Annotated in this window: 16 protein-coding genes; 7 read left to right on the top strand and 9 right to left on the bottom strand. The window is 71.9% G+C overall.

The window, feature by feature from the left end; translation table 11 throughout:
- Window positions 1–37: 37 nt before the first annotated feature.
- Together ACIPY5_RS17225 and ACIPY5_RS17220 are read right to left on the bottom strand one after the other, a co-directional pair.
- Window positions 38–2,548: an FtsX-like permease family protein gene (locus tag ACIPY5_RS17225; RefSeq protein ID WP_400972847.1), complete on the bottom strand. Its 2,511-nt coding sequence runs from the start codon at window positions 2,546–2,548 to the stop codon at window positions 38–40.
- A complete protein-coding gene (locus ACIPY5_RS17220; RefSeq protein WP_400972844.1) occupies window positions 2,548–3,312 on the bottom strand; it encodes an ABC transporter ATP-binding protein in 765 nt (254 codons plus the stop codon). The genes ACIPY5_RS17225 and ACIPY5_RS17220 overlap by 1 nt, the downstream gene beginning before the upstream one ends.
- 109 nt (window positions 3,313–3,421) lie before the next feature.
- Here ACIPY5_RS17220 and ACIPY5_RS17215 point away from each other — a divergent pair, with 109 nt between their 5' ends.
- From ACIPY5_RS17215 to ACIPY5_RS17205, 3 genes are all read left to right on the top strand, one after another.
- Window positions 3,422–4,657 (top strand): sensor histidine kinase, encoded by a 1,236-nt coding sequence (locus tag ACIPY5_RS17215; RefSeq protein ID WP_400972841.1) that lies wholly within the window; start codon window positions 3,422–3,424, stop codon window positions 4,655–4,657.
- Window positions 4,645–5,283, top strand: coding sequence for a response regulator (locus tag ACIPY5_RS17210; RefSeq protein WP_400972839.1), 639 nt, complete (start codon window positions 4,645–4,647; stop codon window positions 5,281–5,283). The genes ACIPY5_RS17215 and ACIPY5_RS17210 overlap by 13 nt, the downstream gene beginning before the upstream one ends.
- Window positions 5,284–5,451: 168 nt before the next feature.
- Window positions 5,452–7,056, top strand: coding sequence for a PucR family transcriptional regulator (locus ACIPY5_RS17205; protein ID WP_400972838.1), 1,605 nt, complete (start codon window positions 5,452–5,454; stop codon window positions 7,054–7,056).
- Window positions 7,057–7,083: 27 nt separating this feature from the next.
- On the opposite strand, the gene ACIPY5_RS17200 is transcribed toward ACIPY5_RS17205, so the two are convergent.
- Together ACIPY5_RS17200 and mgrA are read right to left on the bottom strand one after the other, a co-directional pair.
- On the bottom strand, window positions 7,084–8,070 hold the full coding sequence (locus ACIPY5_RS17200) for a 4-(cytidine 5'-diphospho)-2-C-methyl-D-erythritol kinase (RefSeq protein ID WP_400972835.1): 987 nt from the start codon (window positions 8,068–8,070) through the stop codon (window positions 7,084–7,086).
- Between the two features lie 4 nt (window positions 8,071–8,074).
- Entirely contained in the window at window positions 8,075–9,142 is a 1,068-nt protein-coding gene (gene mgrA, locus ACIPY5_RS17195) for an L-glyceraldehyde 3-phosphate reductase (RefSeq protein ID WP_400972832.1), read from the bottom strand.
- A gap of 224 nt (window positions 9,143–9,366) precedes the next feature.
- On the opposite strand from mgrA, the gene ACIPY5_RS17190 reads away from it, so the two are divergent.
- Entirely contained in the window at window positions 9,367–10,050 is a 684-nt protein-coding gene (locus ACIPY5_RS17190; protein WP_309356897.1) for a hypothetical protein, read from the top strand.
- Window positions 10,051–10,179: 129 nt separating this feature from the next.
- Here the strand turns inward: ACIPY5_RS17190 and ACIPY5_RS17185 are convergent, their stop codons facing one another.
- The 3 genes from ACIPY5_RS17185 to rsmA all read right to left on the bottom strand — a co-directional run bounded on the left by ACIPY5_RS17185 (window position 10,180) and on the right by rsmA (window position 11,829).
- Window positions 10,180–10,470 (bottom strand): hypothetical protein, encoded by a 291-nt coding sequence (locus tag ACIPY5_RS17185; protein ID WP_400972829.1) that lies wholly within the window; start codon window positions 10,468–10,470, stop codon window positions 10,180–10,182.
- Between the two features lie 159 nt (window positions 10,471–10,629).
- Window positions 10,630–10,947 (bottom strand): hypothetical protein, encoded by a 318-nt coding sequence (locus tag ACIPY5_RS17180; RefSeq protein ID WP_309356895.1) that lies wholly within the window; start codon window positions 10,945–10,947, stop codon window positions 10,630–10,632.
- A 33-nt stretch (window positions 10,948–10,980) separates the two neighbouring features.
- Entirely contained in the window at window positions 10,981–11,829 is an 849-nt protein-coding gene (gene rsmA, locus ACIPY5_RS17175; RefSeq protein ID WP_400972826.1) for a 16S rRNA (adenine(1518)-N(6)/adenine(1519)-N(6))-dimethyltransferase RsmA, read from the bottom strand.
- Window positions 11,830–11,865: 36 nt separating this feature from the next.
- Here rsmA and ACIPY5_RS17170 point away from each other — a divergent pair, with 36 nt between their 5' ends.
- Complete coding sequence (locus ACIPY5_RS17170) at window positions 11,866–13,179, top strand: MFS transporter (RefSeq protein WP_400972823.1); 1,314 nt, start codon at window positions 11,866–11,868, stop codon at window positions 13,177–13,179.
- Here the strand turns inward: ACIPY5_RS17170 and ACIPY5_RS17165 are convergent.
- Both ACIPY5_RS17165 and metG read right to left on the bottom strand, forming a co-directional pair.
- Window positions 13,161–14,063 carry a TatD family hydrolase gene (locus tag ACIPY5_RS17165; protein WP_400972820.1) on the bottom strand — a complete coding sequence of 301 codons (903 nt, stop codon included), beginning with the start codon at window positions 14,061–14,063 and terminating at the stop codon, window positions 13,161–13,163. The genes ACIPY5_RS17170 and ACIPY5_RS17165 overlap by 19 nt on opposite strands.
- Before the next feature lie 4 nt (window positions 14,064–14,067).
- Window positions 14,068–15,645 carry a methionine--tRNA ligase gene (gene metG, locus ACIPY5_RS17160; protein WP_400972817.1) on the bottom strand — a complete coding sequence of 526 codons (1,578 nt, stop codon included), beginning with the start codon at window positions 15,643–15,645 and terminating at the stop codon, window positions 14,068–14,070.
- A 131-nt stretch (window positions 15,646–15,776) separates the two neighbouring features.
- Between metG and ACIPY5_RS17155 the strand changes: the two genes are divergently transcribed.
- Window positions 15,777–16,103: a PadR family transcriptional regulator gene (locus tag ACIPY5_RS17155; RefSeq protein ID WP_309341489.1), complete on the top strand. Its 327-nt coding sequence runs from the start codon at window positions 15,777–15,779 to the stop codon at window positions 16,101–16,103.
- On the top strand, window positions 16,100–16,456 hold the full coding sequence (locus ACIPY5_RS17150) for a DUF1048 domain-containing protein (protein WP_400972814.1): 357 nt from the start codon (window positions 16,100–16,102) through the stop codon (window positions 16,454–16,456). The genes ACIPY5_RS17155 and ACIPY5_RS17150 overlap by 4 nt, the downstream gene beginning before the upstream one ends.
- Window position 16,457: the final 1 nt, after the last annotated feature.

The raw sequence follows: 16,457 nt of genomic DNA, 5'->3' as shown, positions 1-16,457 counted from the left end.
GCCCTTCTTCGTCGTCGGCCTCCTCGTCAGCGGGCCGTCACTGCCGTGATCCGATCTCCTCGATCGGCCGGGTGCGCATCGCGCCCAGGGTCGCGACCCACAGGGTCGCCAGCGCCAGGGCGCCCATCGTGCCGACGAGTCCCAGCACGGCGAGCACCGGAAGCTCCGGCACGAGCCGGCCCGAGATGCCGATGCTCATCCCGATGAGGGGCGGGATCGCGACGATGACGCCGAACGCCGTCGAGATCACGGCGACCATGACCGCTTCGGTCCGCATCATGGCGCGCACCTGGCGCCGCGAGGATCCGATCAGCTGCAGGAGCGCGAACTCCCGGGAGCGCTCTCCCGTCGCCATCACGAGCGTGTTGATCACCGCGATCGCGATGTAGCCGAGGATGACGATGAGCGCCACGAGGTTCACCCAGCCCTGCTGCGACTGCGCATCGGCGCCGGCGGCCTTCTGCCCGCCCCCGGGGGCCGCGTGCAACCCCTGCGCGACCGCGGCCGCCTGCACCTGCTCGGCCTGCCCGGCGTCGACGGCGACGAGCGCGAAGGCGTCGAGAGCGCTCGTGGTGTGCGCGCGCACCGCCGCGCCGTCCATCGTGAGATCGCCGAACCCGAGGCCGCGCTCGTAGACCGCGACGACCGTCGCATGCAGCGGCGTGCCATCGCCGAACCAGCCCTCGATCGCGTCCCCCACGCCCACGCCCCAGGTCTGCGCCGCATCGCTGCTCACGGCCACGGTGCCCGCGCCGTCGAGCCCGGTCAGCGCACCCGCCCGGACCTGGAGGTCCATGGTCCGTTCGACCGCTGCCGGATCCACGCCCTGCAGCACGGGTTCGGCGTTCTTCGGCGTGCCGTCGAACTCCTTGTAGCCGATGATCGCGCCGCTCAGGGCGATGGGGGCGACGGTGGCGACCCCGGGGATCTCCCCGAGTCCTGCGACCGCGCCCGATGACAGGCCCGCGGGTGCGCTGACCCGCAGGGCAGCGGTCACGCCCGCATCCGCCTGCGCGGCCGACTCGTGCGCGACGATCGACGGCGCCCCGATCTGCACGAGCCCGAGGCCCACGCCGAGGGCGATCGGGAGGATCGCGCCGGCCAGGCGCCGACTGCTCGCGACGCCGTTGGCCGAGGCCAGGAAGCCGGCCGCGGACAGGCGGCCCAGGAACGGAGCCGCCGCGCGCATCACGAGCGCGACGAGCCACGGGCCGAGCAGCGCGAGCGCCACGATGAGCATGAGGGCCGCCGCGGCCGAGGCGCCGGCCGCGGCCACGCCGCGCGCGAAGAGCGGGACGGCCGAGACCGCCAGCCCCGCCAGGGCGAGGATCCCGCCGCTCACGAACCGGGCGGGTCCGATGCGCGTCGGTCCGCTCGAGGACTCCCGGAGCGCCTCGATCGGATCCAGTCCGGCCGGTCGGCGCGCGGCGATCCTCGCGGCCGCCCAGGCGGCGCCCAGCACGAGCAGCAGCGCGCCCACGGCGGGCGCAGGGCCGACGGCGAGCGCGAAGTCGCCGGGGATCACGCCGCCGGAGACGAACGCGCGCTGCAGGACGCCGGACAGGAGGTATCCGGGGACGATGCCGAGGAGTCCCGCGACGATCGCGATCGACATCACCTCGCGCGACACCAGCGCGTGGACCTGCTTCGGGCTCGCTCCCACGGCCCGCAGCAGCGCGAAGTCGCGACGGCGGGACTGCACCGACAGCGAAAGCGTGCCGGACACGATGAACAGCGCGACGAGGACGCAGGTCCCGACGAACGCGCTGCCGATCGTCACGAGCGTGGAGCGCGCCGCCCCGGAGTCGAGGAACTCGATGTCGCCCCGCCCCGCGCCGGTCTGCACGGCGAGACCCGGCACCGCCCGGCGGATCGACTCCGCCGTCTCCGCCGCGTCCGCGCCGGGCGCCGGGAACACCCCGAGGGTCTGCGCGGCGCCGCCGCGCGGATCCAGCTCCGCGATGCGCGCGCTGCTGAGGTACACCTGCGGGGCGCGCTCGGCTCCGGCCGTGGCCTCGACGACGCCGACGACCCGGTACTCCTCGGGCGTCCCGCCGTGCGCGAGCACGATCCGGGCGCCGAGTCCCTCCGCGCGGCCGGCGGTCACGACGACCTCGTCCGCGCCGGCCGGCTCTGCGCCCTCCTGCAGCGCGGTGCCGGCCAGGGCGACCGCACCCCAGGGGTGCGCCTCGACGACGCGCCCGCCCGCATCCACGAGGGGCACCGTGACGTCGGCGACCACGTGGTCGACGCCCGGAACCGCCGCGACCTGCGCCGCCGCGTCCTGGGGCAGGGGGGCGCGTTCGTGCAGCGGGACCGGCAGATCCTCCGGCACCTCCACCTGCTGCGAGGCCCCGACGATCACGGGAGCCGCCGTGTAGCGGACCGGGGCCAGCCCGCCGCGGACACCGGATTCCACCAGGACGCCGAGGCCCGTCACGAGGGCGCTCGCGACGAACACCGCGACGGCCACGCCGACGAAGCCGCCCCTGTTCTGCCGGAGGTCGGCCCGGACGAGCCGGCCGAACCCCAATCGTGCGCCGGCCATCACCACTCCCCGAGCGAGCTCATGCGGTCCGTGATCTCCGCGGGCGTGGCGCCGTCGAGGTGTCCCGCGAAGGCGCCGTCGGCGAGGAAGATCACCCGGTCCGCGTGCGACGCGACGACGGGATCGTGCGTGACCATCACGACCGTCTGCGCGAGAGCCTTCGTGGTGTGCGCGAGCAGGTCGAGCACCTGCTTGCCCGACCGCGAGTCGAGTGCGCCGGTGGGCTCGTCGCCGAAGACCACGTACGGCCGCGTGATCAGCGCGCGGGCGATCGCCACGCGCTGCTGCTGCCCGCCGGAGAGCTCGGAGGGGCGCCGCCGACGCCGGTCGGCCAGCCCGACCGACTCGAGCAGGAAGTCGAGCCATTCCCGGTCGAGCCTCTGCCGTGCGAGCCGCAACGGGAGCGTGATGTTCTCCTCGACGTTCAGGGCCGGCAGCAGGTTGTACGCCTGGAACACGAAGCCGACGTGATCCCGCCGGAACTCGGTGAGCCGGCGTGCGCTGAGCGACGAGACCTCGGTGTCGCCGAGGACCACGCGGCCGCTCGTCGGCCGGTCGAGTCCCGCGGCGCTGTGCAGCAGGGTGCTCTTGCCGGATCCCGACGGCCCCATGATCGCGGTGAAGGTCCCCCGCGCAAGGGTGAGGTCGACGCCGCGCAGCGCGGGGACGGTGTTCGCTCCGGATCCGTAGGTCTTCACGATGTTCTCGAGGCGGAGCGCGTCGCCGGCCTGCGTGGGCCGGGATGGTGCGGATGAAGTCGTCATGCTTCGACGCTAGGAAGCACCCGGGGCGATGCCCATCCTGCTGGGCACCGCCCCGATGGTGCAGCTGGCTGTACCGTGCGGGGCCTCCCGCTCCGGCAGACTTGTCGGGATGACTCAGGGACCGGTGCGGCGCTGGCTGCGGGATTGGCGCTTCGTGGCCGTCGAGGCCGTGACGTCCGCCGTGTCGATCCTCCTGTTCTGCGCCGGCCTCGTGCTGATCCCGCTCATGATCATCCCCGGCGGGGTCCTCCTGCTGCCCGGGGCCGTCAGGATCCTGCACGGCTGGTCGGATCGCGCGCGCCGTCGCATCGGCGCCTACCGCGACGAGAGCATCCGCGGTCCTGCACCCGTGCCGCAGGACCTGCGGACGATCGACGAGCGCATCCAGCTCGCGTTCTCACCGGCCACCGTGCGCGACGCGCTCTGGCTGGCGGTGGACGCGGTCCCCCTCTTCTCGATCTCGATCGTGACGATCGTGATCCCGCTGGGCGCGGTGAACGCCCTGGCCGTGCCGTTCTACTGGCAGTACGCTCCGGTCGACGAGCCGGTGACGGCGCCGTACCCGGTCACGTCCTGGCCGCTCGCGGCGACCATGCCGCTCATCGCCCTCGTCTACGTGCTGATCTCCTGGGCGCTGATCCCCGCGGTCACGCGCCTTCTGGCGCTGATCTCCGCACGCCTGCTGGCCGCGCCCCTGCGATCGAGCCTGGCCGAGCGCGTGGACGCCCTGACGCTGAGCCGCGCCGCGGCGCTGGACGCGCACGCCGCCGAGCTGCGGCGCATCGAGCGCGACCTGCACGACGGCGCGCAGAACCGGCTCGTCTCGGTCGTCATGATGCTGGGGATCGCGGAGCGCTCGATGCAGGGCGAGGACGGGCAGACCGTCGAGCAGCTGCATCGCGCGCAGGAGGCCGCGACCGAGGCGCTCTCGGCCCTGCGCCGCACGGTGCACGACATCTACCCGCCGATCCTCGACGAGCTCGGGCTCGAGGGCGCCCTGGCCTCGCTCGCCGGCCGCAGCGCCGTGCCCTGCACGCTCGAGGCGGGCGGGGTGGGCCGGGTTCCCGCCGCCGTCGAGTCCGCGACCTACTTCATCGTCGCCGAGGCGCTCAGCAACGTGAACAAGCACAGCGCGGCGACCGCCGCCGCGGTGCGCGTGCGCCGCCGGGAGGACGTCCTCGAGGTCGCCGTGGAGGACGACGGCGTCGGCGGCGCCGTGGAGCGACCCGGCGGAGGCTACGCGGGGATCCGCAAGCGCCTCGAGGCCTTCGAGGGCGCGATGACGCTCACCAGCCCGGCCGGCGGGCCGACAGTACTGAGGACGGAGCTGCCATGCGGATCGTGATCGCCGAGGACGACACCCTGCTGCGGGAGGGACTCGCCCTCCTGCTGCGCAGCGAGGGGTTCGACGTGATCGCCGCCGTGGACAACGGCGAGGACTTCCTCGCCCGCCTCGACGAGGCCGACGCCGCCGTGCTCGATGTGCGGATGCCCCCGACGTTCACGAGCGAGGGGCTGAAGGCGGCCGCCGAGGCGCGCCGCCGCCGCCCCGGCTTCCCCGTCCTGGTGCTCTCCGCGTACGTGGAGGACCGCTATGCGGGAGAGCTCCTCGCGGACGGCGCCGGCGCGCTCGGCTACCTCCTCAAGGAGCGGGTCGGCAAGGTCGCCTCGTTCATCGACGCGCTGCACCGCGTCTCCGCCGGCGGGACCGTCATGGATCCCGAGGTCATCTCGCAGCTGATGAGCCGCCGCCGCGCCGACGATCCGGTGCGCGCTCTCACGCCCCGCGAGCGCGAGGTGCTCGGCCTGATGGCGGAGGGGCTCGACAACGCCTCGATCGCCGCCCGTCTCTTCGTCACCGAGACCGCGGTGAGCAAGCACATCGGCAACATCTTCGCGAAGCTCGGTCTCGCCGCCAGCGACAGCGGTCATCGCCGCGTGCTCGCCGTCCTCGCCTACCTGCGCAGCTGAGCCCTGATCCCGCATGACCAGCCCCGCGCGCACCGCCCCTTCGTCGATTCCGACGAACTCCACCCTCGATTCGGGCGTCCCGCACCATCGCGGGCCGCACGCCCGCCGCCTACCCTGGGGGCTGTGCTCATGTCAGTGACGACGCGTCCACGTGCCAGTCTCGGTCGCGTGGTGGAGGACCTCGGCACCACGCTGCTCGAGGTGGTGTGCGGTGCGGCCGACGGCGATGCGGAGATCGAGACCGTCGTCATCCACGACGTGCTCGACGACGGGATGCCGATGCGCGGGGCCATGGTGCTCGGCGTGGGGCTGAGCGATCCGGCCGAGATCGCCGACCTGCTCGCCGCGCTCGCCGCGCAGCAGGCGACCGCGCTCGTGCTGCGCGCACCGGTGCGCGCGGAGGAGCAGGTGCTCGCCGCGTCCGAGGCATCGGGCATCCCCGTGCTCGCCCTCACGCGCGGCGCGTCCTGGGCGCAGCTGGCCGCGATGCTCCGCTCCCTGATCGCGGAGGGCGACGTCGGCGACCAGGGGGCGCAGACGCTCGGCGGAATGCCCTCGGGCGACCTGTTCGCGCTCGCCAACGCGATCGCCACCCTGCTCAACGCGCCGGTCACCATCGAGGACCGCAACTCGCGCGTCGTGGCGTTCTCCGGACGCCAGGACGAGGCCGACCCCGCCCGCGTGGAGACGGTCCTGGGCCGCCAGGTGCCGGAGCGCTTCACCCGTCAGCTCGAGGAGCGCGGCGTCTTCCGGGATCTGTACCGCAGCGAGGATCCGATCGACATCGATCCGGTCGACGCCGACGGGGTCCCGTCCTTCCCCCGGGTCGCCCTCGCCGTGCGCGCGGGCGACGAGATCCTCGGCTCGATCTGGGCCGCCGTGCACGAGCCGCTCACCGCGGATCGCGTGCGCGCGCTCAAGGACTCCGCCGGCCTCGTCGCCCTGCACATGCTCCGCCAGCGGGCGGGAGCCGACGTCGAGCGACGGCTCCGCGCCGACCTGCTCGCCACCGTCCTGGAGGGCGGAGGCGGGGCCGCGGATGCGGCGTCCCGGCTCCGGCTCGACGGACACCGCTGCGTCGTGCTGGCGCTCGCCGCCGCGGATCGCACCAGGGACGAGTCCTCCGCGGACGCGAGGGCCATCGCGGAGCGGCAGCACATCGCGGATGCGTTCGCGATGCATCTCGGCGCCGTGTACCTGCGCTCGGCGGTCGCGCCGATCGGGGACGTCGTCTACGCCGTCGTCGGGATCCGCGCCGATCACGGCGACGCCGACCTGCGCGCCTCCCGGGTCGCGTCCGACTTCCTCGGGCGTCTCGGCAGCACGCGCGAAGTGCGCGTCGGGGTGGGCACGGTCGCCGAGGACGTGCAGAGCATCCCGGCGTCGCGGGTGAACGCGGACCGCGCGCTGCGCGTGCTGCAGCACTCCCCGCACCGAGAGCCGGTGGCGCTGTTCACCGCGGTGCAGGTGGACGCCCTGCTCGTCGAGCTCGGCGATCTCGCCCGCGCGCGCGGGGACCAGCCGACCGGGCCGGTGCGCCTCCTGATCGACCACGACCGCGAGAAGGGCACCCAGCTCGTCGAGACGCTGCGGGCGTGGCTGGACGCGTTCGGAGACGTCAGCATCGCGGCCGCCCGCATCTACACGCACCCGAACACGTTCCGCTACCGGCTGCGCCGGCTCGCCGAGATCAGCGGGCTGGACCTCGCGGATCCGGAATCGCGGTTCTCCGCGATGATGCAGCTGCGCCTGCTCACCGCCGAGGAGCGCTGAGGCCCGCCCGGCTCGTTCGCCGGTCGCTCAGTCGTCCGCGGCGACGACGTGCGCGCCGCGCACGGGGCCGTGCGCCCGCAGCGCCGTGCGCCCCCACCCGCGCAGCCGCTCGGCGGTGCTGTCCGCGCCCTCGGCCGTCTCGCAGAGGAACGCGAGCGTCGGCCCCGACCCCGAGACGATCCCGCTCACAGCCGGCCCGCCGCCTTCGCCGACCACCGCGTCGATGGTCTCCTCGAGCTGCGGGCGCAGCCGGAAGGATCCCGCCTCCAGCTGGTTGCGCAGGCTCTGCCCGAGCTCGAACGCCTCCCCCGTGAGCAGCGCTTCGAAGAACGACGGCGGCACCTGCACGGGATCCAGCCGGCGGTGCTGGGCGTGCCGCTCCGGGTCGCTCCGCTGGTCCTCGGCCATGACCATGTCGAACGCGCGGTAGACCGCGGGCGTGGACAGGCCCTCGTCGTCGAGGAGCAGCACCCACTCGTACCGGCCGCGGGACAGTGCGGGCGTCAGCACATCGCCCCGCCCCGAACCGACGGCGGTGCCGCCCATGAGCGAGAAGGGCACGTCTGCTCCGAGCCGCGCGGCGAGCTCGTGCAGGCGCCCGTGGTCGAGCCCCGTGCGCCACAGCTCGTTGCAGGCCACGAGCGCGGCCGCGGCGTCGGCGGATCCTCCCCCCATCCCTCCGGCGACGGGCACGCGCTTGTGCACGTCCAGGTGCACCCCGCCGTCGTAGCCGGTCGCCGCGGCGAGGACCTTGGCGGCGCGCATCGCGAGGTTGCGGTCGTCGAGCGGGACCGTGGACGGATCGGCGACACCCGACACGGAGATCGTGAAGTCGTCCGCGGAGGTCGCGATCACGTCCTCATAGAGCGAGACCGCCTGGAAGACCGTGGAGAGCTCGTGGTAGCCGTCGTCGTCGAGATCCCCCACGCCGAGGAAGAGGTTGACCTTGCCGGGCGCGCGCACGTGCACGCGCCGCAGCGGCTGCTCGTCCGCCTGCTCCTCCGCGATGCTCATCGGCTCACAGCTCCGACGAGACCGACCACAGGTTCACGTCGAGGCCCGCGCCCGCGATGGCGTCGATGCGGGCGATCTCCGCCGCGGTGAGCTCCGGCGCGTCGAGGGCGGCGAGGTTCTCGTCGAGCTGTGCGGGACGCGAGGCGCCGATGAGCGCCGAGGCCACCACGCCGTCGCGGAGCACCCACTGCAGCGCCAGCTGGGCGAGGCTCTGCCCTCGTTCGCGCGCGAGCTCGTTGAGAGCGCGCAGGATCGCGAGCCCTTCGTCGCTGAGCGGCTTGTCGGGCAGGGATCCGCGCTTCTGGGCGCGCGCCGCGGTGCCGTCGCCGAGGTACTTGTCGGTGAGCAGGCCCTGGGCGAGCGGCGTGAACGCGATCGCGCCCATGCCCTCCTCGCGGAGGGTCTCGGTGAGCCCGTCCTCGATCCAGCGGTTCAGGATCGAGTAGGAGGGCTGGTGGATGACGAGGGGCGTGCCCAGCTCACGCGCGACGTCCATCGCGGCCTCGGTGCGCTCCGCGCTGTAGGAGGAGATGCCGACGTACAGGGCCTTGCCCTGGCGGACCAAGGTGTCGAGTGCGCCGACGGTCTCCTCGACCGGCGTGACGGGGTCCACGCGATGCGAGTAGAAGATGTCGACGTAGTCCAGCCCCATCCGGGTCAGCGACTGCTCCGCGCTCGCCAGGATGTACTTGCGGCTGCCGAGGTCGCCGTACGGTCCCGGCCACATGTCCCAGCCCGCCTTCGACGAGATGATCAGCTCGTCGCGGTAGGGGCGGAAGTCCTCGGCGAAGACGCGGCCGAAGTTCTTCTCGGCGGATCCGTAGGGCGGTCCGTAGTTGTTCGCGAGGTCGAAGTGCGTGATGCCCCGGTCGAAGGCGTGCCGCAGCAGTGTGCGCTGATCGTCCAGCGGAATGTTGTCGCCGAAGTTCCACCACAGCCCGAGCGAGATCGCCGGCAGGTACAGTCCGGAGGATCCGACCTGACGGAAATGCGCCCCCTCGTACCGGTCCGCCGCAGCGGTGTAGGGGCGGTGGATGTCGAGGACGTCTGGGCGGAAGCGCGGCTCGGTCACCGTCCCAGGTTAGCGTCGCCCGCTCTGATCGGCGCCTGTGCGATGCGCGGGCCGTGCGTCGCGGCGCCCCGGGGGTCGCTGCCCGGCTCGCCGTGTCTTCCCAGGCTCGCTAAGATGATCCGCCAACCGCGGACCGAGCCCGATCCGCGTCCGATCACGCTCGCCCGAGTGCGGATCCCTACCCGGCCAATGCATTCGCCCGAGCGTGCGGCGACAGGATCGTCATGCACTGGCACCGACGCGTACCGTTCGTCCTGACAGCGGCAGGCGTGCTCTGCGCGAGCATCCCCGCCGCTGCTTTGACGACCCCCGACTCCCTCTGGTGGCTGTCCTGCTTCAGCCGGCTGGGCGCGACGGACGATGCCTCCAGCATGTTCTTCAACGGCGGCATGGTCCTGGCGGGGGCGGTGATCGGCCTCTCCGCGGTCCCCGTGATGCGCGGTCTCCGCGGCGCTTCTGCCGCGGGATTCCGGGGAACGGGTGCCGCCGCCGCGTACGTTCCGCTGCTCATCGCGACCCTCGGACTCAGCCTCATCCTGATCGGGATGCTGCCGCTCTCGTTCAACGTCTTCGCCCACGAGCGCGCGGCCAACGGAGCGCTCGCCTCGTCGGCGGGACTGCTGCTGCTGCACCGCCGGTACCTGCGCGGCCTCTCCCGGAATCTCGACCGCATCGCGACCGGGGCGGTCGTGGTCCTCACCCTCGGCATGGTCGGCCTGATCGCCGGCGTGCTCACCCTCACGGTGTTCGAGGGGCTCGCGTTCGGGTCGGTCATCGCCTGGCTGCACGCGCTCGAGATGCGCGCGAAGCGGTTCCCGACCGGCCCGTCGACCCCATTCTCGGCAAACTCTCAGCATTTGTTCTTGTCCCCCATTTGGGGGACAAGGCGATCCGGTGTTACTGTCTAGACCTCAGCTGAGGAAGTCGACCGGGACTGGGGACTCGGTCGACGTGAAGGTACCTCCAGTCGAAGTGAATGTGCCCTCTCGGGAACCCGATCCCGAGAGGGCACAACTTCGCGGGGAGGATCCGCGCCATCAGGCCGCGGAGCGTCGAGGATTCCGCGATCTGCGCCGCCGTCGCGCCAGCGCGATCCGCCGCAGGATCCAGCGGCCGCGCCTTTTCGCCGTCCAGACGACGGCGAGCGCCAGCAGGACGAGCGGAACCAGTTCCGGCGCGATGAGCATCGCACCGAGCAGCGCCTCCAGCCCCTCGAACCCGAGGAACGCGCCGGCGGCGAGATAGACCCACACCTCCATGCGCACGGCATGACGCAGCGCCGTCTCGGCGCATCGGTGCCTGAGGCGCAGAAGGCGGTAGCGGATCATCCGGAGCAGGCGCGGGCGGACACGGGGCGGGGGCAGGACGGGCATGGTGGACTCCGGGTCGACGGACAGACGGACACGCGCGCGTGCCCGCACGTCCGGCCGGGGTCGATACCGATCGCTCGGGGTCGTCGAAGACGCCGCCGGGATCCGGTGGACCGCTCAGCCGTGCAGCGGGGAGCGCAGCGGCCCTCTCCCCGGTGAGCGTGCACCGCGCGCTCCAGCCGGTCGGAACACTGTCCCGGCCAGGATCTCGGACCGCGCGCCCTCCGCGGGGCGCACCGCCATCCGGGTGCTCCCGCCGAGGATCGCGGCGAGGATCGCCTGCATCCGGATCCGGCCGCGCGCCCCCAGGAGCACGAGGCCGACGGCCGCCAGCCCGAGGGCGAGGAGCCACGCGGCCGGCATCGCGGTGAGCGACAGCGCGAGCGACACGTCCATCCGGACGATCGCCTCGTCGAGCACCGCGATCAGCATCACGATCGGCACTCTACCCTCCGGGATCCGAGGACGTCAGGCGGCCGGCGCCGCCAGCGCGATGCGGTGGTAGTCGTCGACCGTGAGGTCCTCGCCGCGCGCGGTCGGCGCGACCCCGGCGGACTCCAGCACCGCGGACGCCGCGGCGGAGCTGCCGAAGATCCCGGACAGCGCCTGGCGCAGCATCTTGCGGCGCTGGTTGAACGCCGCGTCGACGATCGCGAAGGTGCGCAGACGCTCCTCCTCGGATCCGCGCGGCTGCGGATCCCGGTGGAATCCGACGAGCAGGCTGTCGACGTTCGGCACCGGCCAGAACACCTGGCGCGACACGGTGCCGCTGAGCTTCCACGGACCGTACCAGGCCGCCTTGACGCTGGGCGTGCCGTAGATCTTCGAGCCGGGCTTGGCCGCGAGCCGCTCGGCGACCTCGGCCTGCACCATGACGACGCCGCGCTCGAGGTACGGGAACGTCTCGAGGAAGTGCAGCAGCACCGGCACCGAGACGTTGTACGGCAGGTTCGCGACGAGCACCGTCGGCTCCCCCGGCAGCGCCGTCACGCGCATCGCGTCGGCGTCGACGACGGTCAGCGCACCCTCGGGCACGCCGCGGTCCCGAGCGGTCTGCGGCAGGCGCTCGGCGAGGCGGTGGTCGATCTCGACGGCCGTGACGCTCGCCCCCGTCTCGAGGATCGCGAGGGTGAGGGATCCGAGGCCCGGCCCGATCTCCACGACCCGTTCGGAGGGCCGGACGTCGGCCGCCTGGACGATCTTGCGCACGGTGTTCGCATCCACGACGAAGTTCTGGCCGAGCTTCTTGGTGGGCGTCACATCGAGTTCGGCCGCGAGCCGGCGGATGTCGGCGGCGCCGAGCAGGGAGACGGTCATCTGACCATTGTCCCCTACGGTCGATAGTCTTCTCGGATGCCCTCGATCGGTGAACTCGTCGCGCCCCGGCGCATGGGCAGGGATTTCCGCTGGCTGCTCGCCTCCAGCTGGACGAGCAACGTCGGCGACGGCGTGGCCCTGGCGGCCGCTCCCCTGCTGATCGCGTCGATGACCTCGTCGCCGATCCTGGTCGCCGCCGGTGCGATCCTGCAGTTCCTGCCCTGGCTGGTCTTCGGGCTGCATGCGGGCGCGATCGCGGACCGTTTCGACCGCCGCCGGCTCGTCATGGTCGCGAACGCGGCGCGTGCCGTCGTGCTGCTCGCGCTGTGCGCGTTCCTCGTCACGGGTGTGGCGAACATCTGGATCGTGCTGGCCTCCGCGTTCCTCTACGGCACCGCGGAGGTGTTCGTCGACACCGCGGGATCCACGCTGCTGCCGATGCTCCTGAAGCCGGCCGACCTCGGCCTCGGCAACGCCCGCCTGCAGGCCGGGTTCCTCGTCGCGAACCAGTTCGCGGGCCCGCCGCTCGGCGCGTTCCTGTTCGCCGCGGGCCACGCCTGGCCGTTCCTGCTGGAGGCCGTGTGCGTGAGCCTCGCGGTGGTGCTCATCTCCCGCATCGCGCGGACGCCGGTGCCGCCGCGCCCTTCGACGGGCTCCGGGACCGCCCCGACCGGTTCGGCCGGCGAGGCGGCCGGATCCGCGCCTGGCCGGGTGAAGGTGCACACCGACATCGCCGAGGGCCTGCGCTGGCTGTGGCGCAATCCTCCCGTGCGCATGCTCGTCCTCATCATCCTGCTGTTCAACGTCACCTGGGCGGCGCCCTGGGGTGTGCTCGTGCTCTACGCCACCGAGCACCTGCACATGGGCGCGGTCGGCTACGGGATGCTCACGACGGCCTCGGCCGCGGGCGGGCTCCTCGCGACGGTGAGCTTCGGCCGGCTCGAGCGCCACGTGTCTTTCGCCACGATGATGCGCGTGTGCCTCTCGCTCGAGGTGGTCATGCACCTGGCGTTCGCACTGACCACGCAGGGCTGGATCGCGCTGCTGATCATGTTCGTGTTCGGGTTCTACGCGTTCATCTGGGGCACGATCTCGACGACCGTGCGGCAGCGGCTCGTGCCGCACGAGCTGCAGGGCCGGGTGGCGTCGGTGAACTCCGTGGGCGTGTTCGGCGGCATGGTCATCGGCCAGGCCCTGGGCGGCGTGATCGCCCAGGCGTGGGGCCTCACCGCGCCGTGGTGGTTCGCCTTCGCGGGCGCGGCGCTCACGCTGCTGCTCGTCTGGCGCCCCATCTCCCAGATCGTCTCCGCACGCCCCGTGCTCGATGAGGCTCAGGCGAACGAGCCGTAGACCTCGAGCGTGTTCGCGGCGATCTGCGCGCCGAGCTCGTCGACGTCGACGCCGAGCTCGGCGGCCATGAAGCGCAGCGTGATCGGGATCAGGTAGGGCGCGTTCGGACGCCCCCGCAGCGGCACCGGCGTCAGGAACGGCGCGTCCGTCTCGATGAGGATCCGCTCCCGCGGCGTCACCGCGAGCGCGTCGCGCAGGTTCTGCGCGTTCTTGAACGTCACATTCCCCGCGAACGACAGGTAGTAGCCCGCATCGGCGCAGGTCCGCGCCATCGCGTCGTCACCCGAGAAGCAATGGAACACCGTGCGCTCCGGCGCGCCGACGCGGCTCAGCGTCTCCAGGACATCGTCATGGGCGTCCCGGTCGTGGATCTGCATCGCGATGCCGTGCTTCTTCGCGAGCGCGATGTGCGCCTCGAAGGACGCGTGCTGGGCGGCGCGTCCCGGCTCCTCCGTGCGGAAGTAGTCCAGTCCGGTCTCGCCGATCGCCCTGGTGCGCGGGCGGGCGGCGAGCTCGTCGATCACCGCGATCGCCTCATCCAGTCGACCCGCCTCGGCGTAGGTCGGAGCGTCGTTCGGGTGGATGGCGACGGCGGCGAGCACGCGCGGATCCGACTCGGCCGCGTCGACGGCCCAGCGGGACGACTCGATGTCCCCCGAGGCCTGCACGACCCCGGCGATCCCGACCGCCTCCGCCCGGTCCAGCTGCTCCCCGAGCGACAGTCCCGCGGTCCCTGAGCCTGTCGAAGGGCCATCGGAGATCTCGAGGTGGCAGTGGTTGTCGTACACCGGCACCGCGAGCGGCTCGGGGGCCTCGGGGTAGCGCAGGTCCTTGCGCCCCTCCGTCGCCCTCTCGCGCACGTAGGTGTCCGGCGTCTCGCTCATGCGGTCAGGCCGTGGCCTCGATGCGCGGGAACAGCGGCGCGAGCGTGTGCACGCTGATGCCCGCCGGCAGAAGGCCCCAGCGTCCGGCGTCCCGCAGCGGCTGCGCGGTCAGCGCGCCGAGGCCGCCCTCCGCACCCAGAGCGTCCCAGAGCTTCGCGGTCGACTGCGGCATCACCGGCGACAGCAGCACGGCGAGCGCCCGAAGGCCCTCGGCGCACGTGTACAGCACGGTGCCGAGGCGCTCGCGCTGCTCCTCGTCCTTGGCCAGCGCCCACGGCTCGTTCTCGGTGATGTAGCCGTTGAGCGCGTCGACGATCGTCCACACATCGGCGATCGCCTCGTCGATGCGGAACCGCTCGACCGCGGCGTCGGCATCGGCCGCGGCCTTCGCGACCAGCTCCTGGATCGCGAGATCCTGCGCGGAGTACTCCCCCGCCGCCGGCACGACGCCGTCGAAGTAGCGCTCGATCATCGCGATCGTGCGCGAGGCGAGGTTGCCGAAGCCGTTCGCGAGTTCGGCCTGGTAGCGCGCCGACAGGTCCTCCCAGGAGAAAGATCCGTCCTGCCCGAAGGCGATCGCGGAGAGGAAGTAGAACCGGTACGCGTCGGATCCGAAGACGTCGGTGATCTCGGTCGGCGCGATGCCGGTGAGCTTCGACTTCGACATCTTCTCGCCGCCGACGAGCAGCCAGCCGTGCGCGAACACGCCCTTGGGCACCTCGAGGCCCGCCGCCATGAGCATGGCCGGCCAGATGACGGCGTGGAAGCGCAGGATGTCCTTGCCCACGACGTGGTACGCGGGCCAGCGGCGCTCGAACGCGGCCTCGTCGGATCCGTAGCCGACCGCGGTGACGTAGTTCAGCAGCGCATCGACCCACACGTAGATGACGTGCGAGGTGTCCCACGGCAGCGGGATGCCCCAGTCGAACGTGGAGCGCGAGATGGACAGGTCCTTGAGGCCCTGGGAGACGAAGGAGACGACCTCGTTGCGCGCCGAGTCCGGGCGCACGAAGTCGGGCTCGGTCTTGTACAGCTCGAGCAGGCGGTCCTGGAACTCGCTGAGCTTGAAGAAGTAGTTCTTCTCCTGCAGCAGCTCGAGCGGCTTGGAGTGGATCGCGCAGACCTTGAGCCCCTCGAAGGGCCCGGTGCCGTCGACGATCTCGGACTCGGGCTTGAACTCCTCGCAGCCCACGCAGTACAGCGCCTCGTACTCGCCGGCGTAGATGTAGCCCGCGTCGTAGAGCTTCTGGAAGAACACCTGCACGTTGGTCTCGTGCCGCTCCTGCGTGGTGCGGATGAAGTCGTCGTTGGCGACGTCGAGGGTCGTCAGCAGCGGGAACCAGCTCTCGCTGACGAGCTTGTCCACCCACTCCTGCGGGGTCACGCCGTTGGCCGCCGCCGCGCGCAGCATCTTCTGGCCGTGCTCGTCGGTGCCCGTGAGCATCCAGGTGTCGTCGCCGGACTGGCGGTGCCAGCGCGCGAGGGTGTCCACGGCGACGCTGGTGTAGCCGTGCCCGATGTGGGGCACGTCCGACGGGTAGTAGATCGGCGTGGTGATGTAGAAGGACTCGCCTGCGGGCATGCGTTCGATTCTAGGCGGGATGCGGGGCCCGGTTCGGACGATGACGGACCCACTCGCTAGTCAGTGGCACAATGTAGTGGTACCTTGTGACACGTAGTAGTAAGCCACGGAGCACGAACGCGAGGATCACGATGGACGGCCTGACCGAGATGCTGAAGGGGACGCTGGAGGGATGCGTCCTCACGGTCATCCAGTCCGAGGAGACCTACGGCTACGCCATCACCCGCCGCCTGAACGATCTCGGGTTCACCGACGTCGTCGAGGGGACGGTGTACACGATCCTGCTGCGGCTGGAGCGGAGCGGTCTCGTCGATGTGACGAAGAAGCCGTCCGAGCTCGGGCCGCCGCGCAAGTTCTACGCTCTGAACGAAGCGGGTCGTCGGGAGCTCGCGACGTTCTGGGAGAAGTGGCGCTTCGTCTCGACACGGATCGAACGACTGAAGGAGAGCGGATCATGAACTTCTGGGAGAAGGTGACCGGCAGCGATCTGACCAAGGACTGGAAGGGCTTCGCCGCCCGCGCCGAGGCGCTGCCCGACGATTACCGGCGAGCCTGGGACGAGTTCGCGAAGAACCTCTTCCTGCACGGCGACGTCACCGGGCGCAAACTCACCCCGATCGCCCACGGCGTGCTGGGACTGCTGGAGACCACGTCGGCCGACGGTCAGAGCGCCGAAGAGGTGCTGGGCGACGACATTCCCGCGTTCTGCGCCGCGGTCGTCGGAGATGACGGTGCCAAGAGCTACCGCGATCGGTGGCGCGCCCAGCTGAACCGGAACGTCGCACGCCGGCTGAACAGGTTGGAGGCCTGAC

Source organism: Microbacterium sp. NPDC089698 (assembly GCF_044749045.1).
In the GTDB taxonomy this organism is placed as follows: domain Bacteria; phylum Actinomycetota; class Actinomycetes; order Actinomycetales; family Microbacteriaceae; genus Microbacterium.
The sequence above is the reverse complement of the archived record's forward strand: the minus strand, read 5'-3'. Positions and strand labels throughout refer to the sequence as shown.